The sequence below is a fragment of the Microbacterium sp. IEGM 1404 genome (genome assembly GCF_030056775.1).
Taxonomy (GTDB): Bacteria; Actinomycetota; Actinomycetes; order Actinomycetales; family Microbacteriaceae; genus Microbacterium.
Window position 1 is genome coordinate 986217 of record NZ_JASHKP010000001.1, and the last position, 21264, is coordinate 1007480.

Consider the following 21264-nt stretch of genomic DNA (forward strand, 5'->3'; position numbering starts at 1 on the left):
GTCGTCCCATTCGCAGCATCAACGTGAGGACGGTTGGTATGGCTTCGAGCTCCCGTTCCGGCGCCGTCGGCGGCGCTTTCCCCGCCCGGCAGGGCATGTACGACCCGGCATTCGAGAAGGACGCCTGCGGCCTCGCGATGGTCGCCACCCTTCGCGGTGAGCCCGGGCACGACATCATCGACCTGGCGCTGACGGCGCTGCGCAACCTCGAGCACCGCGGTGCCATCGGATCGGATGCCGGTACCGGCGACGGCGCGGGCATCCTGACGCAGATGCCCGACGCGTTCCTGCGCGCGGTCGTCGACTTCGACCTGCCGCCGGTGGGGGAGTACGCCGCGGGTCTCGTCTTCCTGCCGCTCGGTCACGAGGAGCGGGAAGCGCAGAAGGCCGGCATCGAGAGGCTCGCCGCGGCCGAGAACCTGACGGTGCTCGGCTGGCGCGAGGTCCCCACCGAGCCCGAGAACCTCGGCAAGCTCGCCTTCGAGGCGCGCCCCGCGTTCGAGCAGCTGTTCGTGTCGCACCCGGCGGTCGGCGATCAGGCCGCGCTGTCGGGCATCGAGCTCGACCGCCGCGTCTACCGGCTGCGCAAGCGCGCGCGTCACGAGCTCGACGCGTACTTCGTGTCGCTGTCCAGCCGCACGCTCGGGTACAAGGGCATGGTCACGACGCTGCAGCTCGAGCCGTTCTACCCCGACCTGCAGGACGAGCGCTTCGCCTCCGAGCTCGCCGTCGTGCACTCCCGCTACTCGACGAACACGTTCCCGTCCTGGCCGCTGGCGCAGCCGCTGCGCATGCTGGCGCACAACGGCGAGATCAACACGGTCAAGGGCAACCGCAACTGGATGCGCGCGCGGCAGTCGCAGCTGGAGTCCGAGCTGATCGGCGACGTGCGCCCGCTGCTCCCCATCTGCACCGATGGCGCGAGCGACTCGGCATCCTTCGACGAGGTTCTCGAGCTCCTGACGCTCACCGGTCGCAGCCTGCCGCACGCCATCATGATGATGGTGCCCGAGGCGTACGAGAAGCAGGCCACGATCGACCCCGATCTGCGCGCCTTCTACGACTACCACTCGATGCAGATGGAGCCGTGGGACGGTCCGGCCGCGCTCATCTTCACCGACGGCACGCTCGTCGGTGCGACGCTCGACCGCAACGGACTGCGCCCCGGCCGCTGGACCGAGACGACCGACGGCCTCGTGGTGATCGGTTCCGAGACCGGCGTGCTCGACTTCGCGCCCGAGCGGATCAAGCGCCGCGGCCGCCTGCGGCCCGGTCGCATGTTCCTCGTCGACACGGCGGAGCGCCGCATCGTCGAGGACGAGGAGATCAAGCAGCAGCTCGCGGCGCTCGAGCCGTGGCAGGAGTGGCTGGATGCCGGCCGCGTGCGCCTGTCCGAGCTCCCGGAGCGCGAGCACATCGTGCACCCCATCGCCTCGATCACGCGTCGTCAGCGCACCTTCGGTTACACCGAGGAAGAGGTGCGCCTGCTGCTGACCCCCATGGGTCAGAACGGCACGGAGCCGCTCGGCGCGATGGGCAGCGATGCCCCCGTCGCGGTGCTCAGCGACCGTCCGCGGCTGCTGTTCGACTACTTCACGCAGCAGTTCGCGCAGGTCACGAACCCGCCGCTGGACTCGATCCGCGAAGAAGTGGTCACGTCGCTGTCGCTGGGTCTCGGACCCGAGCGGAACCTCCTCGACTGGGGTCCGGAGCACACCCGGACCGTGACGCTCGACTTCCCCGTGATCGACAACGACGAGCTCGCCAAGATCCAGCACATCGACACCGCCCTGCCGGGGCGTTCGTCGGTGACGATCCGCGGCCTGTACCGCGTCGAGGCCGGCCACAAGGGCATGCAGAAGCGCATCGCGCAGATGTGCTCCGAGGTCGACCACGCGATCGAGGACGGCGCCGAGTTCATCGTGCTCAGCGACCGCGACTCGAACAAGGACCTCGCGCCGATCCCGTCGCTGCTCATGCTCGCCGCGGTCCACCACCACCTCATCCGCAAAGAGACCCGCATGAAGGTCGGTCTCGTGGTCGAGGCCGGTGACGTGCGCGAGGTGCACCACATCGCGACCCTGATCGGCTACGGCGCCTCGGCGGTGAACCCGTACCTGGCCATGGAGACCGTCGAGTACCTCGTGCGCGCCGGTTTCATCACGGGCGTCACGCCCGAGAAGGCCGTCAAGAACCTGATCTACGCGCTCGGCAAGGGCGTTCTGAAGATCATGTCGAAGATGGGCATCTCGACCGTGTCGTCGTACGCGGGCGCCCAGGTGTTCGAGGCCGTCGGCCTCTCGCGCGAATTCGTGGATGCCTACTTCACCGGCACCGAGACCAAGCTCGGCGGCGTGGGACTCGACGTCATCGCGGCCGAGAACGCCGCGCGCCACGAGTACGCCTACCCCGAGGATGCCGCAGCTCGCGCCCACGAACGTCTGTGGACCGGCGGCGAGTACCAGTGGCGCCGCGACGGCGCACCGCACCTGTTCAACCCGGACACGGTGTTCCGTCTGCAGCACGCCACGCGCGAGCGCCGGTACGACATCTTCCGCGAGTACACCAAGCTCATCGACGACCAGGCCCACGAGCTCAAGACGCTGCGCGGCCTGTTCTCGCTGCGCACCGGCCAGCGGCCGCCCGTGCCGATCGACGAGGTCGAGTCGGTGTCGTCGATCGTGAAGCGCTTCTCGACCGGAGCGATGAGCTACGGCTCGATCTCCCAGGAGGCGCACGAGACCCTGGCCATCGCGATGAACCGCATCGGCGGCAAGTCGAACACCGGCGAGGGCGGCGAAGACGTCGATCGTCTGCTCGACCCCGAGCGTCGCAGCGCCATCAAGCAGGTGGCATCCGGTCGATTCGGTGTCACGAGTCTGTACCTCACCGAGGCGGACGACATCCAGATCAAGCTCGCCCAGGGCGCCAAGCCCGGCGAGGGCGGTCAGCTGCCGCCGACCAAGGTGTACCCGTGGGTCGCGCGCACCCGTCACGCGACGGCCGGCGTCGGACTCATCTCCCCGCCGCCGCACCACGACATCTACTCGATCGAAGACCTCAAGCAGCTGATCTTCGATCTGAAGCGCGCGAACCCGTCCGCTCGCATCCACACCAAGCTCGTGAGCCAGTCGGGCATCGGCGCGGTCGCGGCGGGTGTGGCGAAGGCGCTGAGCGACGTCATCCTCGTCTCCGGGCAGGACGGCGGCACGGGTGCGAGCCCGATGAACTCGCTCAAGCACGCGGGTACGCCGTGGGAGCTGGGCCTGGCCGAGACGCAGCAGACGCTCATGCTCAACGGCATGCGCGACCGCGTCGTCGTTCAGGTCGACGGTCAGATGAAGACCGGTCGCGACGTGATCATCGGCGCACTCCTGGGCGCCGAGGAGTTCGGTTTCGCGACCGCGCCGCTCGTCGTCTCCGGCTGCATCATGATGCGCGTGTGCCACCTCGACACCTGCCCCGTGGGCGTGGCGACGCAGAACCCGGTCCTGCGCCAGCGCTTCAACGGCAAGGCCGAGTACGTCGTGAACTTCATGGAGTTCATCGCGCAGGAGGTGCGCGAGTACCTCGCCGCCCTCGGCTACCGCTCGATCGACGAGATCGTCGGCCGCACCGAACTCCTCGACGTCAACGGCGCCGTGGAGCACTGGAAGGCGCGGGGTCTCAACCTCGCCCCGATCCTCGAGGGCCCGCGCTTCGCCGAGGACGAGCCGCGTCGCCACGGCCGCAACCAGAACCACGAGCTCGAGGAGCACTTCGACGTGCAGCTCATCGAGCGCGCGCAGGATGTCGTCGCACACGGCGGCCGGATCACGATCGAGCTGCCGGTGCGCAACACCGCGCGCGCGGTCGGGACGATGCTCGGCCACCACGTCACCAAGGCGCACGGCGAGCACGGGCTTCCGGACGGCGCGATCGACGTCCGCCTGACCGGGTCCGCGGGGCAGTCGTTCGGCGCGTTCATGCCCTCGGGCATCACGCTGCGCCTCGAGGGCGACTCGAACGACTACGTCGGCAAGGGTCTCTCCGGGGGCAAGATCGTCGTGCGTCCGCCGCGCGGCTCGACGTTCGACGCGTCCGAGAACGTCATCGCCGGAAACGTCATCGGGTACGGCGCCACGCAGGGACAGATGTTCCTCAACGGCGTCGTGGGGGAGCGATTCCTCGTCCGCAACTCCGGTGCGACCGCGGTCGTCGAGGGCGTGGGCGACCACGCGCTGGAGTACATGACCGGTGGTCTCGCCGTGATCCTCGGTGCGACCGGCCGCAACCTCGGTGCCGGCATGTCCGGGGGGCAGGCGTACGTCTACAAGCTCGACACCGACCTGGTGAACCGTGAGGCCGTGGCATCCGGTGAGCTCGAACTCGGTCCCCTCGGATCGGGGGATGCCGAGATCCTGCGCGACCTGCTCGAGAAGCACGTCGCCGAGACCGATTCCACGCTGGCCCGTCGTCTGCTCGCGGACTTCGACGCCGAGGTGGAGAACTTCGTCCGGGTGCTGCCGCGCGACTACGCCGCTGTTCTGCAGACCCGCCAGGAGGCTGTCGCCGAGGGGCTCGACCCCGACGGCGACGTCGTCTGGACGCGCATTCTGGAGGTGACGGGTGGCTGACCCGAAGGGCTTTCTGAAGACCACGCAGCGGGAGCTTCCGCCGCGTCGTCCCGTCCCCGTGCGGATCATGGACTGGAAAGAGGTGTACGAGCCGGGCGACCCGGCCGTCGTGCGCCGCCAGGCCGGGCGCTGCATGGACTGCGGCATCCCGTTCTGTCACCAGGGCTGTCCGCTCGGGAACCTCATCCCCGAGTGGAACGACCTCACGTGGCGCGGCGAGGGCCGCTCGGCGATCGAGCGCCTGCACGCGACGAACAACTTCCCGGAGTTCACGGGGCGCCTCTGCCCCGCGCCGTGCGAGAGCTCGTGCGTGCTGGGCATCAACCAGCCCGCGGTGACCATCAAGCAGGTCGAGGTCTCGATCATCGACGAGGCGTTCTCGAACGGCTGGGTCGAGCCCGAGCCGCCGGAGCGCCTCACCGGGAAGACGGTCGCCGTCGTCGGATCGGGTCCCGCCGGCCTCGCGGCCGCTCAGCAGCTCACCCGGGCCGGCCACACGGTCGCCGTGTACGAGCGCGATGACCGCATCGGCGGACTCCTGCGCTACGGCATCCCGGACTTCAAGATGGAGAAGCGCCATCTCGAGCTGCGCCTGCGTCAGATGCAGGCGGAGGGCACGCGCTTCCGCGCGGGCGTCGAGATCGGCACCGACATCTCGTGGAGCGACCTCCGTGCCCGCTACGACGCCGTCGTGGTGGCCACCGGCTCGACCGTCCCGCGTGACCTGGCGATCCCGGGTCGCGACCTCGACGGCGTGCACTTCGCGATGGAGTACCTCGTCGAGGGCAACAAGGCCGTCGCGGGCGACCAGGTTCCGCAGCAGATCACCGCGCACGGCAAGCACGTCGTCGTGATCGGCGGCGGTGACACCGGCGCCGACTGCATCGGCACGGCGCACCGCCAGGGGGCGCTCAGCGTCACCAACCTCGCGATCGGCAAGCAGCCGCCCACCGAGCGTCCGATGGACCAGCCGTGGCCGATGATGCCGAACCTGTTCGAGATGGCTTCCGCCCACGAAGAGGGCGGGGAGCGCACGTTCCTCGCCTCGACGGTCGAATTCCTCGGCAACGGGGCGGGAGAGGTGCGCGCTCTGCGCGTCGCCGAGACCGAGTACGTCGACGGACGCCGCGTGCCCAAGAGCGGCACCGAGCGTGAGATCCCCGCCGACCTGGTGCTCATCGCGATGGGCTTCACCGGCCCCGAGCGCGAGTACCTCGAGCAGCAGCTGGGTGCGCAGTTCACCTCGCGCGGGAACGTCGAGCGCGACGCCACCTACGCCACGACCGCTCCCGGCGTGTTCGTAGCCGGTGACGCCGGGCGCGGACAGTCGCTGATCGTGTGGGCGATCGCCGAGGGCCGTGCCGCGGCCGCCGAGGTCGACACGTTCCTCATGGGCGAGACGGTGCTCCCGGCACCCGTACGCCCGACCGATGTCGCCATCGGCCTCTTGCCCGCCTAAGCTGGCAAGGGCCGATCGGCCACTTCCCGAATATCCTCACGGAGCTTGAAAACGGATGAGACGCGCCAAGATCGTCGCAACCCTCGGCCCCGCCACGTCGTCGTATGAGATGGTTCGCGCCATCATCGATGCCGGGGTGGACGTCGCCCGACTGAACCTGAGCCACGGAGACTACTCCGTGCACGACGCCAACTTCGCCAACGTGCGCAAGGCGGCAGAGGACGCGGGCCGCCCGGTCGCGGCCCTCGTCGACCTCCAGGGTCCGAAGATCCGCCTCGGCAAGTTCGAGAACGGCCCGCACGACCTCGCCCCCGGCGACATCTTCAAGATCACCGTCGAGGACATCCTCGGCACGAAGGAGATCGTCGGTACGACGTTCAAGGGCCTGCCCCACGACGTCAAGCCGGGCGACTTCCTCCTCATCGACGATGGCAAGGTCCGCGTCGAGGTCGTCGAGACCGACGGCACCGTGGTGACCACCAAGGTGATCGTCGGCGGCCCGGTGTCCAACAACAAGGGCATCAACCTGCCCGGCGTGGCCGTGAACGTCCCCGCGCTGAGCGAGAAGGACGAGGCCGATCTGCGCTGGGGCCTGCGCGCCGGCGCCGACCTCATCGCGCTGTCGTTCGTGCGGGATGCCAAGGACATCGAGCGCGTGCACGAGATCATGGGCGAGGAGGGTCGGTACATCCCGGTCATCGCCAAGATCGAGAAGCCGCAGGCGGTCGACAACCTCGAAGAGATCATCGACGCGTTCGACGGCATCATGGTCGCCCGCGGCGACCTCGGCGTCGAACTGCCGCTCGAGGCCGTCCCGATCGTGCAGAAGCGCGCCGTCGAGCTGTCGCGCCGCATGGCGAAGCCCGTCATCGTCGCGACGCAGATGCTCGAATCGATGATCACCAACCCGGTGCCCACCCGCGCCGAGACCAGCGACGTCGCCAACGCGGTGCTCGACGGCGCCGACGCGGTCATGCTCTCGGGCGAGACGAGCGTGGGCGCGTACCCCGTCGTCGTGGTCGAGACGATGGCCCGCATCGTGCAGTCCACCGAGGAGCACGGCCTGGAGCGCATCGCGCCCCTCACCAACAAGCCGCGTACGCAGGGTGGCGCCATCACGCTCGCCGCCGTCGAGGTCGCCGACTTCGTCGACGCGAAGTACCTCTGCGTCTTCACCGAGTCGGGAGACTCGGCGCGCCGCATGTCGCGTCTGCGCTCCACGATCCCGATGATCGCGTTCACGCCCGAGCCCGGCATCCGCCGTCGCCTCGCGCTCACGTGGGGCGTGCGCTCGACCCTGGTCGAGCACGTGTCGCACACCGACAAGATGTACCTGCAGGTGGACGACTACCTGCTGTCCCACGACCTGGCCAAGGTCGGCGACAAGGTCGTGGTCATCTCGGGTTCCCCTCCCGGAATCGTCGGTTCGACCAACGACCTGCGCGTGCACCGCGTGGGTGACGCTGTGCACGGCGCGGCTCCGGTCTACCGCGAGAACTGATCCAGGGCGACGCGCGCCGGTTCCGCCGGCGCGCGTCGTCGTTCCCGCCGGGTAGGTTGGGGACGCAGAACACCTGCCGGTGTGGCGGAATGGCAGACGCGGGGCACTCAAAATGCTCTGTCCGCAAGGGCGTGTGGGTTCGAGTCCCACCACCGGCACGATGGATGAGCCGACTCCCGTCCGGAGTCGACCAGGTATCCTTTTCCCCCGCGGTGCTCGTCGGCGCCGCAGTCCGGGATCACCGTTCGCGTGATCCTTGCAGCCACAGTCTTAGGATGGAACCGTGACAGATCACGAAGCCGCGCCGGTGAGCGCGCCCACCGCCCCCCGCCGTGTCGTCGTGGCGGAAGACGAGTCGCTCATCCGCCTCGACATCGTCGAGATCCTCCGCGACAACGGCTTCGACGTCGTCGGCGAGGCCGGTGACGGTGAGACCGCCGTGCAGCTGGCCACCGAACTGCGTCCCGACCTCGTCATCATGGACGTCAAGATGCCGCAGCTCGACGGCATCAGCGCGGCTGAGAAGCTGAGCAAGAACCACATCGCCCCGGTCGTGCTGCTCACGGCCTTCAGCCAGAAGGAACTCGTCGAGCGGGCGAGCGAGGCCGGCGCGCTCGCGTACGTCGTGAAGCCCTTCACGCCGAACGACCTGCTGCCCGCGATCGAGATCGCCCTGGCCCGCTACGAGCAGATCATCACGCTCGAGGCGGAGGTCGCCGACATGGTCGAGCGCTTCGAGACCCGCAAGCTCGTCGATCGCGCGAAGGGTCTCCTCAACGAGAAGATGGGGCTGAGCGAGCCCGAGGCCTTCCGGTGGATCCAGAAGGCGTCGATGGACCGTCGCCTGACGATGCAGGACGTGGCGAAGGCCATCATCGAGCAGCTGGCCCCCAAGAAGGCCTGATCGCCCGATTCTTCGAGAATGGATGCCACTCCGGTGGCATCCATTCTTCTGTTCAGGCCGGGGCCGGGGCGTCCTTGATCATGTTCGTGATCCGGATGGTCGAGCAGCGGCGGCCCTGCTCGTCCGTGACCGCGATCTCGTGCACGGTGAGCGAGCGACCGAGGTGGATGGGCGTGCACACGCCGGTGACGATGCCGGAGGTTGCGGAGCGCGTGTGCGTGGCGTTGATGTCGATTCCGACCGCGAGCTTGCCGGACCCGGCGTAGAGGTTCGCAGCCATCGAGCCGAGGGATTCGCCGAGGACGACGTACGCACCGCCGTGGAGGAGGCCGACCGGCTGCGTGTTGCCCTCGACGGGCATCGTGGCGACGCTGCGCTCGACCGAGAACTCGACCCACTCGATGCCCATCTTCTCGGCGAGGGCGCCCATTCCGCGCTCCTTCGCCCAGTCGAGGCCGGACGTGGTGTCGGGTGTCGTGGAGGTCATCGTCGCCTTCGAGGAGCCGGGGCCGGGGGAGTGTCCGTGGTTCTCGTTACGCTGGACGAGTGACGGATGCCGAAAAGCCTACTCTCCTCGTCGTCGACGGCCACTCGCTGGCGTACCGGGCGTTCTACGCCCTTCCCGTCGACAACTTCTCCACGAAGGACGGCCAGCACACCAACGGCATCTACGGCTTCCTGTCGATGTTCGTCAACCTCGTGAAGGCCGAGAAGCCGACCCACCTGGCCGTGGCGTTCGACACGTCGCGGCAGTCCTTCCGCACGAAGGAGTACAGCGAGTACAAGGCCAACCGCAGCGAATCCCCGGCCGAGTTCAAGGGACAGATCCCGCTCCTGCAGGAGTGCCTCCGAGCCCTGAACGTCGCGGTCCTGACCAAGGAAGAGGTCGAGGCCGACGACATCCTCGCGACCCTCGCCACCGAGGCGTCCGAGGCCGGGTTCTCGGTGCTCGTCTGCTCCGGCGACCGCGACACGATCCAGCTCGTGAACGACGACATCACCCTGCTCTACCCGAACGTGCAGGGCGTGTCCCAGCTGAAGCGCTACGACACCGACGCCGTGATCGAGAAGTACGGCCTGCCGCCGGCGCAGTACCCCGAGATCGCGGCCCTCGTGGGCGAGACGAGCGACAACCTCCCGGGCGTCCCCAAGGTGGGCGAGAAGACCGCGGTGAAGTGGCTCACCCAGTGGGGCTCGCTCGAGACGCTGCTCGAGAACGCCGACAAGATCACCGGCGTCGCGGGGAACAACCTGCGCGAGCACCTCGACGACGTGAAGCGCAACCGCGCGCTCAACCGCCTGCTGCGCGACGTCGAGCTCGAGAAGGCGCCCGCCGATCTCGCGGTGCAGCCGATCGACGCCCAGGGAGTGCGCGACATCTTCGCGCGGCTCGAGTTCCGTACCCTCCTCCCGCGTGTCTTCGACGCGTTCGGTGCCGACCCCGTCGCCGACGAACCGGCGCTGCCCACCGCCCAGGCGCCGACGGCCGCCGTCCTCGACGGCGCCGGTCTCGCGGACTGGGCCGCCGCCGCCACCGGCACCGTGGGCGTCACCGTCGATCTGCTCGCGGCCGCCCCCACGCGCATCGGTCTCGCGACCGACACGGCCGCGGCCGAGGCCGAGTGGTCGGACGCCGTGCGCGACGCGCTCGCGGGGTGGCTGGCATCCGATGCCCCGAAGGCCTTCGCGGGGGCGAAGCCCCAACTGAAGGCCCTGGCACGCTCCGGCGTCGAGGTCGGCGGGATCGTGGACGACGTGATCCTCGCGGGCTGGCTCGTGCGGCCGAGCTTCCCGGACAAGACGCTCGCCGACCTCGTCGACCGCTACCTCGGCGAGAAGCTTCCCGAGGCCGATCCCACGCAGCTCGTGCCCGAGACCGAAGGCGCCACGCCCGGGCAGCTGTCGTGGTACGTGCGCCGGGTCTCCGACGCGCAGCGCGGCGATCTGCCCGACCGTGTCGCGGAGGTCCTCGACGACATCGAGCTGCCGACACTCACCGCGCTGGCCGACATGGAGCTGGCGGGCGTCGCGGTGTCGCACGAGAAGCTGTCGCGTTTCTCCGGCGAACTGGCCGCGCGTGCCGACGAGCTCGCTCAGCAGGCGTACGCCTCGATCGGACACGAGGTCAACCTCGGGTCGCCGAAGCAGCTGCAAGAGGTTCTGTTCGACGAGCTGCAGCTGCCGAAGACCCGCAAGACCAAGAGCGGGTACACCACGGATGCCGCAGCCCTCGCGGATCTGCAGGAGAACGCCCACCACCCGTTCCTCGACCTGCTGCTGCGTCACCGGGAGGCCACGAAGCTCAAGCAGATCATCGACGCCCTCGACGCGGCGATCGGCGCCGACGGCCGCATCCACACCACGTACGTGCAGACCGGCAGCCAGACCGGGCGCCTGTCGAGCACCGACCCGAACCTGCAGAACATCCCGATCCGCACCGAGGAGAGCCGTCGCATCCGCGCCGCGTTCGAGGTCGGCGACGGCTACGAGACGCTTTTGACCGCCGACTACTCGCAGATCGAGATGCGCATCATGGCGCACCTCTCGGGCGATCCGGGCCTCATCGAGGCCTTCAACTCCGGCGAAGACCTGCACCGGTTCGTCGGGTCGCGCGTCTTCGGCGTCGAGCCGTCGGAGGTCACTCCGGCCATGCGCACGAAGGTCAAGGCGATGTCGTACGGCCTGGTCTACGGCCTGTCGGCGTTCGGCCTCTCGAAGCAGCTGCGCATCGAGCAGTCCGAGGCGAAGCAGCTCATGCTCGAGTACTTCGCGCGGTTCGGCGCGGTGCGCGACTACCTGCGGGGTTCGGTCGAACAGGCCCGTCAGGACGGCTACACCGAGACGATCTTCGGGCGCCGTCGTCCGTTCCCCGACCTCACGAGCATGAACCGCGTGCTGCGCGAGAACGCGGAGCGCGCGGCGCTGAACGCCCCCATCCAGGGCAGCGCCGCCGACATCATGAAGATCGCCCTGTTCCGCATCCGCGGCGAGCTGGCCTCTGCGGGGCTGCGTTCGCGGGTGCTGCTGCAGATCCACGACGAACTCGTGGTGGAGGTCGCGCCGGGGGAGTGGGATTCCGTCGAGGGGATCGTGCGCGCCCGCATGGCCGACGCCGCCGACCTGTCGGTCCCGCTCGACGTGCAGATCGGCCGCGGCGGCGATTGGGACGAAGCGGGCCACTGACCTCGCACCCGGGGCGGCGTTCGGTCGTCCCGGGTGGTCAGGCCCCCGGGCCTTCCCTAGGCTCGACTCATGACTGATTCAGAACGCACTCCCACGCCGATCGACACGATCGCCGACGCGTGGGTGGACACCCTGGCCGAGCGTCTGCCGACGCTGGCGACCTACATCGGACGCACCGAGTTCAACGACCGGTTCGGCGACTACAGTCCCGAGGGCGCGAACGAGCTCGCCGACCAGGCGCGCGCGACGAAGGCCGCCCTCGACAACGCCACTCCCGTCGACGCCGTCGACGAGGTCACGAAGATGGACCTCGGCCGCGAGCTCGACCTCCACCTCGAGCTGCACGCGGCGCAGACGCACCTGCGCGACGTGAACGTGATCGCCTCGCCCGCGCAGGACCTGCGCCAGGCGTTCGACCTCATGCCGACCGCCACGGTCGAGGACTGGTCGACGATCTCCACCCGCCTCAAGGCGCTCCCCGGCGCGATCGACGGCTACATCGCGACGCTCCGGGAGGGCATCTCGAACGGCGTCGTGCCCGCACGTCGTCAGGTCGCGGAAGTGGCCACGCAGATCGCGCGCTACACCTCGGACACGGGGTTCTTCGCGGAGTTCGTCGGCGACGCCGCTCCCGAGGAGGGGCAGCTTCCCGCGTCGCTGGCACGCGATCTCGATCACAACTCCGGTGCCGCCCGCGTCGCGTACGACGCCCTGGCCTCCTTCCTGACGTCGGAGCTGGCGCCCGCCGCGGGAGACACGGACGGAGTGGGCCGCGAGCTGTACGCGCTGCACTCGCGGCAGTTCCTGGGGGCGACGATCGACCTCGATGAGACGTACGACTGGGGCGTGGAAGAGCTCGCGCGCATGGTCGCGGAGCAGGAGTCCATCGCGAACGAGATCCTCCCCGGCGCCACGGTCGAAGAGGCCGTCGCGTTCCTCGAGCAGGACGACTCGCGCAAGCTCCACGGCACCGCAGCCCTCCAGGAGTGGATGCAGCGGACGAGCGACCGCGCGGTGGAGGAGCTGGGTCGCACCCACTTCGACATCGCCGAACCGATCCGTCGCCTCGAGTGCATGATCGCCCCCACCAAGGAGGGCGGCATCTACTACACCGGCCCGACCGACGACTTCTCGCGTCCCGGACGCATGTGGTGGTCGGTGCCCGAGGGCGTCGACAGCTTCGACACGTGGCGCGAGCTGACCACCGTGTACCACGAGGGCGTCCCGGGTCACCACCTCCAGATCGCGCAGGCCGTGTACAACCGCGGGCAGCTCAACTCGTGGCGCCGCCTCCTCGCCGGCACCAGCGGTCACGCCGAAGGCTGGGCGCTGTACGCGGAGCGCCTCATGGAGCAGCTCGGTTACCTCGACGACCCCGCCGACCGCCTGGGCATGCTCGACGGCCAGCGGATGCGCGCGGCACGCGTGGTGCTCGACATCGGCGTCCACCTCGGCAAGCCGCGTCTGGACGGCGAGGGCGTGTGGGACCACGACTACGCGCTCGCGTTCATGCTGCGCAACGTCAACATGCCCGAGGAGTTCGTGAAGTTCGAGGTCAACCGGTACCTCGGCTGGCCGGGCCAGGCCCCGTCGTACAAGGTGGGCCAGCGCATCTGGGAGCAGGTGCGCGACGAGGCTCGCGAGCGCGAGGGCGCCGATTTCTCGATGAAGGCGTTCCACACCAAGGCGCTGGGCATCGGCGGCGTCGGTCTGGACACGTTGCGCGCGGCTCTGGCATCCGCGTGATCGAAATCGGGGCGTCTCTGCGCGGAGGCGCCCCGATTCTCGGGAATACCGCCGGGGGGCATAAAGTTCATTCATCCGAATGCAAGGAGACGCAATGAACGATCGTCCGCTCGAGCTCGGTCTCGACACCTTCGGAGACATTTCCCGCGGCCCCGACGGGAGCCTGCAGACCGACGCCCAGACCATCCGGAACGTCGTGGACCAGGCGGTCCTCGCAGACCAGGTCGGCCTGTCGTTCTTCGGCGTGGGAGAGCACCACCGCAAGGACTTCGCCGTCACCAGCCCCGAGATCGTGCTGGCGGCCGCCGCGGCCCGCACGACGAACATCCACCTCGGCACCGCCGTCACGGTGCTCTCGTCCGACGACCCGGTGCGGGTGTACGAGCGGTTCGCGACCCTGGATGCCGTCTCGAACGGCCGGGCCGAGGTGATCCTCGGGCGCGGGTCGTTCATCGAGTCGTTCCCCCTCTTCGGGTACGACCTCCGCGACTACGAGCAGCTCTTCGAGGAGAAGCTGGAACTGTTCTCGCTGCTCCTCGACGAGAAGCCGGTGTCGTGGCAGGGCCGGACCCGTGCCGCCCTGCAGGACGCGGACGTGTATCCGAAGACCGAGAAAGGCCTCACGGCCTGGGTCGGGGTCGGGGGTTCGCCCGAGTCCGTCGTGCGCGCCGCACGGTACGGATACGGCCTGGTGCTGGCGATCATCGGCGGATCCTCCGCCCGCTTCCGCCCCTTCGCCGACCTCTACCGTCGGTCGCTGGAGGAGTTCGGCAAGCCGCAGATGCCGATCTCCGTCCACTCGCCCGGGCACATCGCCGAAACCGACCAGCAGGCCTGGGAGGAGGCGTACGAGGGCGTCGCCGAACTGAACAACACGATCGGCCGTGAGCGCGGCTGGCCGGAGTACAACCGACTGCGCTTCCAGCACGACGTCGGTCCCGAGGGGGCGATGTACATCGGTTCGCCCGAGACGGTCGCCCGCAAGATCGTCGCGACCGTGCGCGCGCTCGGCAACTCCCGCTTCCAGCTGAAGTTCGCCAGCGGCTCGATCTCGCACGACCGGCTCCTGTCGAGCATCGAGCTCTACGGCACGCGGGTCCTCCCGCTCGTGCACGAGATGCTCGCCGAGACCGAGACCGCCGGCATCCGGTGACCACCTCGACCGACGTCGCCCGCATCGCGGACCGCCTCGACGCCCTCCCGTTCACCCGCCGCCACGCGCGCGTGCTCGGCGGATCGGGCCTGGGGTGGGCGCTGGATGCCATGGACGTCGGGCTCATCTCGTTCGTCATCGCCGCCTTGTCGGCGCAGTGGCAGCTGGCTCCGACGGAGGCGTCGTGGATCGCCTCGGCCGGCTTCGCGGGCATGGCGATCGGCGCGAGCGTCGGCGGCCTGCTCGCCGACCGGTTCGGACGCCGCCACGTCTTCGCGCTGACCCTGCTGGTCTACGGCGTCGCGACCGGCGCGAGCGCGCTCGTCGGCGGTCTGGCGGCGCTGCTCGCGTTGCGCTTCGTCGTCGGTCTCGGCCTCGGTGCCGAGCTGCCGGTCGCCTCCACGTACGTGAGCGAGTTCGCCCCCGCGCGCATGCGCGGGCGCGTGATCGTCTTCCTCGAGGCGTTCTGGGCGATCGGGTGGACGGCCGCCGCCCTCATCGGCTACCTCGTGGTGCCGGCATCCGTCGACGGCTGGCGCTGGGCGTTCGCCCTCGGCGCGATCCCCGCCGCCTACGCGCTGCTCGTGCGGTGGGGGCTCCCCGAATCGCCGCGCTGGCTCGCGAGCCGGGGGAGGGATGCCGAGGCCTCGGCCATCGTCGGCGACTTCGAGGCCGCCGCCGGTCGGGTGTCGTTCACCGCCGCCGCCACGGAGGTCGGCGAGGAGCACCGGGCGCCGCGCGCCCGGGTGCGCGCTCTGTGGGCCGCGCCGCTGCGGCGGCGGACGGCTGCGCTCTGGCTCCTGTGGTTCTGCGTGAACTTCTCGTATTACGGGGCGTTCATCTGGATCCCGACGATCCTCGTGTCGCAGGGATACGACCTGGTCCGCTCGTTCGGTTTCACGCTGATCATCACGCTGGCCCAGCTTCCCGGGTACGCCGTCGCGGCCTGGCTCATCGAGGCCTGGGGTCGCCGGGCCACATTGGCGACCTTCCTCGCCGGTTCCGCCGTCTCCGCGGTCTTCTTCGGAACGGCTTCCGGCGAGGTCGCGGTCATCGCCGCCGGGATGGCGCTGTCGTTCTTCAATCTCGGCGCCTGGGGGGCGCTCTACGCGGCGACCCCCGAGACGTATCCCACGCCCCTCCGGGCCACGGGCTCGGGGTGGGCTGCGGGAGTCGGTCGCATCGCCTCAATCGTCGCCCCGCTGAGCGTGCCGCCGCTGCTCGGCCTCGGGGGCGCCCCGCTGCTGTTCGTGGTCTTCGCGGCGTTCTTCGCCGTCGCCGTGGTCGCGGCGCTGTTCCTCCGTGAGGAGCGCGGACGGGCGCTGGCCGAGGGCTGACGCCCGAGACCCGGGTCTTGCTCCCGGCCTCGGCCCCCCCTGCTCGTCGGGTTTGGGGCGTATTTCGCGCTTTGGGGCGTGAATTCTCCGCCCCAAAGCGCGGATCGCGCCCCAAACCCTGGCATCCACGTTCGACGTCCGGGGCGTTCCCGCGCGCGTAGGCTGGCGGGATGGCATCCGTGCGCTATGTCGCGATCGGCGACTCGTTCACCGAAGGCGTCGGCGACGAACTCCCCGACGGGACGGTCCGCGGCTGGGCCGACCTCGCGGCGCAGGGATGGGCGGATGCCACGGGCGAACCGATCCAGTACGCGAACCTCGCGATCCGGGGGAAGCTCGTGCAGCCGATCGTCGACCAGCAGCTCGAACCGGCCCTCGCCCTGAAGCCGACGCACCTGTCGTTCAACGGCGGAGGCAACGACATGCTGCGTCCGCGCACGGGCATCAGCCGGATCGTCGACGTCTTCGAGCACGTGCTCCGTCGGTGCGACGAGGAGGGCGTGCAGCTCATCGTCCTCTCGGGCGCGAATCCGTCGGCGGGGCTTCCGCTCGGGCAGGTCGTCCAGGGTCGCGGCGACCGCCTGTCGCACGCGGTCGAGGAGATGATCCGCTCCCGGCCCGACGTCGTCACGGCCTACAACTGGTTCGACCGCGAGCTCGCGGGACCGGAGTTCTGGTCCGTCGACCGGCTCCACATGAACGCCCGTGGGCACCATCGCGTGGCCGCGCGCGTGCTGGAGTCCGTCGGCCTCGCCGCGCCGGCGGAGTGGTGGCATCTCCCCGAGATCCCCGACATCCCGCGCCTGAAGGGCACCGCCTACTACCGCGAGCACGTCGCCCCCTGGGTGCGGCGCCGCCTGACCGGGACGTCGTCCGGCGACGGCCGCGCCGCGAAGTTCGGCGGCGGCTGGACCGAGCTGACACCGCGCGCGTCCTGATCCTCAGCGCGGGCCGCCACCGCCGACGACGAAATCGCCGAGCACCGTCCGCCCGTCCGAGGCGTAGACCGGGATCGTGATCGACGTCGTGCCCCGTTCCTCCTGCCAGGCGAGCGCGTCGGCGGGGGAGTGGAACGACCGCGCGGCCGTCGTCCCGTCCGCGTCCTCCAGTTCGGTCCGCCGCACGTAGCCCTCGCGCCCGTTCGTCGCGACGACCGCCACGAGATCGGGGGTCTCGCCTGCCATGATCGACCCGAACGTCAGTCCGTCCGGATTGGTCTCGAGCGGACGCGTCTCGCGCGACACGTACTGGCCGGCGAGCGACCAGCGGACCCCGGCGTCGGTGGCGACCCGGAGGTTCGCCGGGTCGACGGCATCCAGCGCGACGGTCCACGATGCGGCGCTGTCGCCGGGCTCCGTGCAGACCACCGACCCGGTACCGGGCAGATCGAACGTGCCCGCGTCCCGGCACTGCAGCGTGAGCGCGACGTCGGTGGCGCCGTCCGGTACCGGACCGAGGTCGAGAGCGCCCGTCCCCCCTCCCTCGACCGACCGCTCCACGCCGAGAGCGGTGTCCTGGGGTGCACCGGGAAGCGGGAGGACCCCGGATGCCACGGCCGCCGACGTTCCGCCGAGGATGACGGCCGCGGTCGCTCCCGCCGCCCACACCCCCCAACGCCGGCGTCGACGACGGGGGGAGCGAGCCTCGGCGACCAGGTGCGCGCGCAGAGCGGAGGAGAAGGCGGGGGAGAGTTCGGGGGTGTTCATGATGTCTCCGTGAGATACCCGGTCCGGGTGTCGGCGCCGAGGTCCTGCCGCAGGGCAGCGCGAACGCGGTGGAGACGGACACGCGCCGCCCCCGGAGTGAGACCGACGAGCGCGGCCGCATCGGCGATCTCGAGGTCGCCGAGGGCCACGAGCGCGAGAAGCCGGGCGTCGCGGGGCCGGAGGCGCGCCACGGCCGCAACCAGCACGGCGTCCAAAGGGTCCGCGGGAGGATCCACGACCACGGCGTCTCGCGGCAGCGCGTCGAGGACCGACTGATAGCGGCGACGCGAGCGCGTCAGGTTCCGCGCGCAGTTCGTCGCCGTCAGCAGCAGCCAGGGCAGGACGGATCCGTCGACGAGACGGACGGCACCTCGGCGGCGCCAGAGCTCCAGGAATGCCGCCGCCAGGACGTCTTCCGCGTCCGCGACGTGCGGGACCAGCCGGTAGGAGTGTCGGTAGACGCGGTCGCGATGCCGATCGAACACCGCACCGAACGCGTCGCCGTCTCCCGCGAGCGCGTCGCGCCACAGGTCGGCGTCGCTGTCGAGGTTCCCCATGCTCTGTGATGTCCGGTCGAGGTGGGCGCGTTACGCGAGCAGTCCGAAAAGCGGTGCGGCGGGTCAGTCGAGCACGACGGCCACCGCGGTGGCGACGATCGGACGCGACGTCACGGCCCGAACCTATCGGACCGTCCGCCGATGACACCGACGGGCGTTCGGATCAGGACGACTCCGTCGAGCCCCTCGAGTTGACACGCACAAGTACCTCAACGATTATTGAGCAAATGGAATCTTCGCCGCTCGCCGTCCGCGCCGCGCGCCATGCCGCGCTGGCGGACGTCGCGCGCCTGCGGATCGTCGACGCGCTCGCCCTCGGCGACCTGTCGCCGCACGAGCTGGGGGAGCGGCTCGGGCTGGCATCCAATCTGTTGGCACACCATCTCAAAGTGCTCGAGAACGCCGGCCTCATCGAGCGTCGCCGATCCGAGGGGGACGGGCGCCGCAGCTACGTGCGTCTCGTCACGGACGCGATGCGCACCGAGACGGGCGACGTCGAACTCGTCGTCCCGCGCGTCGTGTTCGTCTGCACCGCGAACTCCGCCCGGTCGCAGCTCGCCGAGCACCTGTGGCGCGCGCACACGTCGATCGACGTCGCGTCCGCCGGAACCCTGCCCGCCGAGGGCGTCGCCCCGGGGGCCGTGGCCGTCGCCGCCGCGCACGGACTCGACCTGGCGGACGCCCGCCCCCGAACGCTCGACGACATCACGCGCCCCGCCGACCTGCGGATCACCGTGTGCGATCGCGCCCGCGAGTCGCTGGCATCCACCGATCTGCACTGGTCGATCCCCGACCCCGTCCGCATCGGCACCCACGACGCCTTCGAGTCGGCCTTCGACGAGATCTCCCACCGCATCGACGCCCTGCTGCCGCACGTGCGCGCCGCCTGACCCCCGAGGAAAACCCATGTCGCGTCCCACCGTCCTGTTCGTGTGCGTCCACAACGCCGGCCGTTCCCAGATGGCCGCGGGCTATCTGCAGCACCTCGCGGGCGACCGCGTCGACGTGCTGTCGGCGGGCTCCGAGCCGAAAGACCGCATCAATCCCGTCGCGATCGAGGTCATGGCAGAGGAGGGGGTCGACATCGCGGGGAACACCCCGAAGATCCTCACGGTGGATGCCGTCCGCGAGTCCGACGTGGTCATCACGATGGGTTGCGGCGACGCGTGCCCCATCTTCCTAGGCAAGCGCTACGAGGACTGGCAGCTGGACGATCCGGCCGGACAGGATGCCACGGCCGTCCGGCGGATCCGCGACGACATCCGCGGCCGGGTCGAGGCGCTGATCGGCGACCTCACGGGGGAGTGACATCGCGGCGCCGCGGGACCGCTACGCTCAGCCCATGACCGCGCCCGCCGCACCCCCGCGCACCAACACGCTCGCCCTCGTCGGCTTCATCGCGGCCTTCGTCGTCCCGATCGCCGGGCTCGTCCTCGGCATCCTGGCCCGGAACCAGCTCGCTCGCCCCGGCAACGTCGAAACCGGTACCGGATTGGCGCGCTGGGCGATGATCCTGGGCGCCTTGGGCTCGGCCGCCACGCTGCTCCTGGTGATCCTGTGGTTCAGCGTCTTCTTCACCGTGATCGGCGGCCACACAGCCTGACGCCACGTCGGTGGTCGGGTCTAGGGTCGTGCCATGACCCGAATCGCTCTCGTCACCGGTACCTCCAGCGGCATCGGTCTGCACACCGCCGTCGGCCTCGCGCAGGCCGGCCTCTCCGTCGTCGCGACCGTCCGCGACACCTCCCGCGCCGACGCCCTGCGCGACGCCGCCGACGCGGCCGGGGTGACGCTCGACATCCGCGCCCTCGAAGTCACCGACGCCGACGCCGCAGCAGCCCTCATCGCCGACCTGGGCGTCGTCGACGTCCTCGTCAACAACGCTGGGCGCGGCGCCGTCGGCACCCTCGAACAGCTCTCGGATGCCGACCTCCAGGCCCAGCTCGACACCAACTACCTGTCCGTGGCGCGGCTCACGCGCCTCGTCCTGCCCGGCATGCGCGAGCGCGGGTACGGCCGCATCGTGACGGTCACCAGCGTCGGGGGAGCGGTGGGGCAGCCGTTCGCCGACGCCTACTGCGGTGCGAAGTTCGCCGTCGAGGGGCTCATGCAGTCGCTCGCCCCGGTCGTCGCCCCCTTCGGCATCGACGTCGCGATCGTCGAGCCCGCGGCCGTGGCGCCGTCGTTCACCGCGTCGGTGGATCGCTACGACGGCGGTCCGTACCAGGCGCAGCTCGACGCGTACATCGAGCGCACGACCGCGTCGTTCGCGCAGGCGCAGGCGGCGGAGGACGCGGCGAAGACCGTGATCGAAGCCGCCGTCACCGACACCCCGAAGTTCCGGTGGCAGACCTCCGAGGCCGCGGTCCGGTTCGCAGGGCTCTCGCTCGGCGATCTCGACGGCTCGCGCGTGATCGGCGTGACCTCCGAGTGGATCCGCTGACGCCCGGCGCGCGCGAAGTCACCCGCGTGTGTGTGTGGGGGGGGGGAGAGCCCCCGAGGGGAACGCGGAGCCCGCCGGCCGAGCGGCGCACCACGTCGGTCGTGGCATGGGTGGTCGACGTCACGTCAGAGCCACGAGATCAGGAGCAACCCCACGACGATCTCGAGGAGGACTCCCACGGCGAGGAGGCAGGGGAGTGTCGGGCGTGACGTGGTGGCGCCCAGCCCCAGCGCGATGAAGCCGAGGATCCCCCAGATCACGGAAGAGAACCAAAAGACCGCGATGGGGAGGAGCACCACCATGCTCGACGCACCCGACACCGTCGCGTTCAGACCGAAGGTCCAGAGCAGGATGAGGGTCAGAGCCGTCAGCGAGATCGCCGACAGCACGATAGACGCGGTGCGTCGACGGTCGCGGGGGAGTCGGGGGGAGCTCATCCGGTCAGCGTAGCCGCGAGGACTCCCTGCGCTCAGATGCCCAGGAGGACGATGAGGAAGACCGCGCACGACATGAGGATCCCCACACACCCCCACGCGATGACCATCCACCGCCGGAGGCCGGCGCCGTCTTCCGCGAATCTCCGACGAAGCATGTCGAGAATTCGGCGCGAGCGGACCACGAGCACGACGCCGAACATCGCCTGAGCGGTACCGATGACA

At 70.0% G+C, this 21264-nt stretch carries 17 protein-coding genes and 1 tRNA gene; 14 read left to right on the forward strand and 4 right to left on the reverse strand.

Going from position 1 to position 21264, the window contains the following annotated elements:
- Positions 1-38 precede the first annotated feature (38 nt).
- The 5 genes from gltB to QM517_RS04975 all read left to right on the forward strand — a co-directional run bounded on the left by gltB (position 39) and on the right by QM517_RS04975 (position 8480).
- The gene (gene gltB, locus QM517_RS04955) at positions 39-4616 is read left to right on the forward strand and encodes a glutamate synthase large subunit (RefSeq protein WP_283285593.1); all 4578 of its coding nucleotides are present in this window, start codon (positions 39-41) and stop codon (positions 4614-4616) included.
- Positions 4609-6075, forward strand: a complete 1467-nt coding sequence (locus tag QM517_RS04960) for a glutamate synthase subunit beta (protein WP_077050074.1) — start codon at positions 4609-4611, stop codon at positions 6073-6075. The genes gltB and QM517_RS04960 overlap by 8 nt, the downstream gene beginning before the upstream one ends.
- A gap of 55 nt (positions 6076-6130) precedes the next feature.
- Positions 6131-7576, forward strand: coding sequence for a pyruvate kinase (gene pyk / locus QM517_RS04965; protein WP_077050073.1), 1446 nt, complete (start codon positions 6131-6133; stop codon positions 7574-7576).
- A 75-nt stretch (positions 7577-7651) separates the two neighbouring features.
- Positions 7652-7734 (forward strand) — tRNA-Leu (locus QM517_RS04970).
- A gap of 125 nt (positions 7735-7859) precedes the next feature.
- Positions 7860-8480, forward strand: coding sequence for an ANTAR domain-containing response regulator (locus QM517_RS04975; protein WP_076490530.1), 621 nt, complete (start codon positions 7860-7862; stop codon positions 8478-8480).
- A 52-nt stretch (positions 8481-8532) separates the two neighbouring features.
- On the opposite strand, the gene QM517_RS04980 is transcribed toward QM517_RS04975, so the two are convergent.
- The gene (locus tag QM517_RS04980; protein WP_077050072.1) at positions 8533-8967 is read right to left on the reverse strand and encodes a hotdog fold thioesterase; all 435 of its coding nucleotides are present in this window, start codon (positions 8965-8967) and stop codon (positions 8533-8535) included.
- Positions 8968-9026: 59 nt separating this feature from the next.
- Between QM517_RS04980 and polA the strand changes: the two genes are divergently transcribed.
- From polA to QM517_RS05005, 5 genes are all read left to right on the forward strand, one after another.
- A complete protein-coding gene (gene polA, locus QM517_RS04985) occupies positions 9027-11663 on the forward strand; it encodes a DNA polymerase I (protein WP_283285596.1) in 2637 nt (878 codons plus the stop codon).
- 69 nt (positions 11664-11732) lie between these two features.
- Positions 11733-13409 (forward strand): DUF885 domain-containing protein, encoded by a 1677-nt coding sequence (locus tag QM517_RS04990; RefSeq protein WP_283285599.1) that lies wholly within the window; start codon positions 11733-11735, stop codon positions 13407-13409.
- Between the two features lie 94 nt (positions 13410-13503).
- Positions 13504-14562: an LLM class flavin-dependent oxidoreductase gene (locus QM517_RS04995; protein WP_283285601.1), complete on the forward strand. Its 1059-nt coding sequence runs from the start codon at positions 13504-13506 to the stop codon at positions 14560-14562.
- Complete coding sequence (locus QM517_RS05000; protein ID WP_283285602.1) at positions 14559-15899, forward strand: MFS transporter; 1341 nt, start codon at positions 14559-14561, stop codon at positions 15897-15899. Before QM517_RS04995 ends, QM517_RS05000 begins: the two co-directional genes overlap by 4 nt.
- A 170-nt stretch (positions 15900-16069) precedes the next feature.
- Positions 16070-16837: an SGNH/GDSL hydrolase family protein gene (locus tag QM517_RS05005; protein WP_283285604.1), complete on the forward strand. Its 768-nt coding sequence runs from the start codon at positions 16070-16072 to the stop codon at positions 16835-16837.
- Positions 16838-16840: 3 nt separating this feature from the next.
- Here the strand turns inward: QM517_RS05005 and QM517_RS05010 are convergent, their stop codons facing one another.
- Positions 16841-17605: a hypothetical protein gene (locus QM517_RS05010; RefSeq protein ID WP_283285605.1), complete on the reverse strand. Its 765-nt coding sequence runs from the start codon at positions 17603-17605 to the stop codon at positions 16841-16843.
- On the reverse strand, positions 17602-18162 hold the full coding sequence (locus tag QM517_RS05015) for an RNA polymerase sigma factor (protein ID WP_283285607.1): 561 nt from the start codon (positions 18160-18162) through the stop codon (positions 17602-17604). The genes QM517_RS05010 and QM517_RS05015 overlap by 4 nt, the downstream gene beginning before the upstream one ends.
- 227 nt (positions 18163-18389) lie before the next feature.
- On the opposite strand from QM517_RS05015, the gene QM517_RS05020 reads away from it, so the two are divergent.
- The 4 genes from QM517_RS05020 to QM517_RS05035 are packed head-to-tail and all read left to right on the forward strand — an operon-like array spanning position 18390 to position 20605.
- The gene (locus QM517_RS05020) at positions 18390-19052 is read left to right on the forward strand and encodes an arsenate reductase/protein-tyrosine-phosphatase family protein (protein WP_283285608.1); all 663 of its coding nucleotides are present in this window, start codon (positions 18390-18392) and stop codon (positions 19050-19052) included.
- Positions 19053-19068: 16 nt separating this feature from the next.
- On the forward strand, positions 19069-19470 hold the full coding sequence (locus QM517_RS05025) for an arsenate reductase ArsC (RefSeq protein ID WP_283285609.1): 402 nt from the start codon (positions 19069-19071) through the stop codon (positions 19468-19470).
- A 34-nt stretch (positions 19471-19504) separates the two neighbouring features.
- The gene (locus tag QM517_RS05030; RefSeq protein WP_283285610.1) at positions 19505-19765 is read left to right on the forward strand and encodes a DUF4190 domain-containing protein; all 261 of its coding nucleotides are present in this window, start codon (positions 19505-19507) and stop codon (positions 19763-19765) included.
- A 33-nt stretch (positions 19766-19798) separates the two neighbouring features.
- A complete protein-coding gene (locus QM517_RS05035; RefSeq protein WP_283285612.1) occupies positions 19799-20605 on the forward strand; it encodes an SDR family NAD(P)-dependent oxidoreductase in 807 nt (268 codons plus the stop codon).
- 125 nt (positions 20606-20730) lie between these two features.
- On the opposite strand, the gene QM517_RS05040 is transcribed toward QM517_RS05035, so the two are convergent.
- Entirely contained in the window at positions 20731-21042 is a 312-nt protein-coding gene (locus QM517_RS05040) for a hypothetical protein (protein WP_139340594.1), read from the reverse strand.
- Between the last annotated feature and the right edge of the window lie 222 nt (positions 21043-21264).

Bases quoted from the DNA above. Each gene is read 5' to 3' on its own strand.
- gltB (WP_283285593.1), top strand. From the start codon at position 39: ATGGCTTCGAGCTCCCGTTCCGGCGCCGTCGGCGGCGCTTTCCCCGCC.
- pyk (WP_077050073.1), top strand. From the start codon at position 6,131: ATGAGACGCGCCAAGATCGTCGCAACCCTCGGCCCCGCCACGTCGTCG.
- QM517_RS04980 (WP_077050072.1), bottom strand. From the start codon at position 8,967: ATGACCTCCACGACACCCGACACCACGTCCGGCCTCGACTGGGCGAAG.
- QM517_RS04990 (WP_283285599.1), top strand. From the start codon at position 11,733: ATGACTGATTCAGAACGCACTCCCACGCCGATCGACACGATCGCCGAC.
- QM517_RS04995 (WP_283285601.1), top strand. From the start codon at position 13,504: ATGAACGATCGTCCGCTCGAGCTCGGTCTCGACACCTTCGGAGACATT.
- QM517_RS05005 (WP_283285604.1), top strand. From the start codon at position 16,070: ATGGCATCCGTGCGCTATGTCGCGATCGGCGACTCGTTCACCGAAGGC.
- QM517_RS05010 (WP_283285605.1), bottom strand. From the start codon at position 17,605: ATGAACACCCCCGAACTCTCCCCCGCCTTCTCCTCCGCTCTGCGCGCG.
- QM517_RS05015 (WP_283285607.1), bottom strand. From the start codon at position 18,162: ATGGGGAACCTCGACAGCGACGCCGACCTGTGGCGCGACGCGCTCGCG.
- QM517_RS05020 (WP_283285608.1), top strand. From the start codon at position 18,390: ATGGAATCTTCGCCGCTCGCCGTCCGCGCCGCGCGCCATGCCGCGCTG.
- QM517_RS05025 (WP_283285609.1), top strand. From the start codon at position 19,069: ATGTCGCGTCCCACCGTCCTGTTCGTGTGCGTCCACAACGCCGGCCGT.
- QM517_RS05030 (WP_283285610.1), top strand. From the start codon at position 19,505: ATGACCGCGCCCGCCGCACCCCCGCGCACCAACACGCTCGCCCTCGTC.
- QM517_RS05035 (WP_283285612.1), top strand. From the start codon at position 19,799: ATGACCCGAATCGCTCTCGTCACCGGTACCTCCAGCGGCATCGGTCTG.
- QM517_RS05040 (WP_139340594.1), bottom strand. From the start codon at position 21,042: ATGAGCTCCCCCCGACTCCCCCGCGACCGTCGACGCACCGCGTCTATC.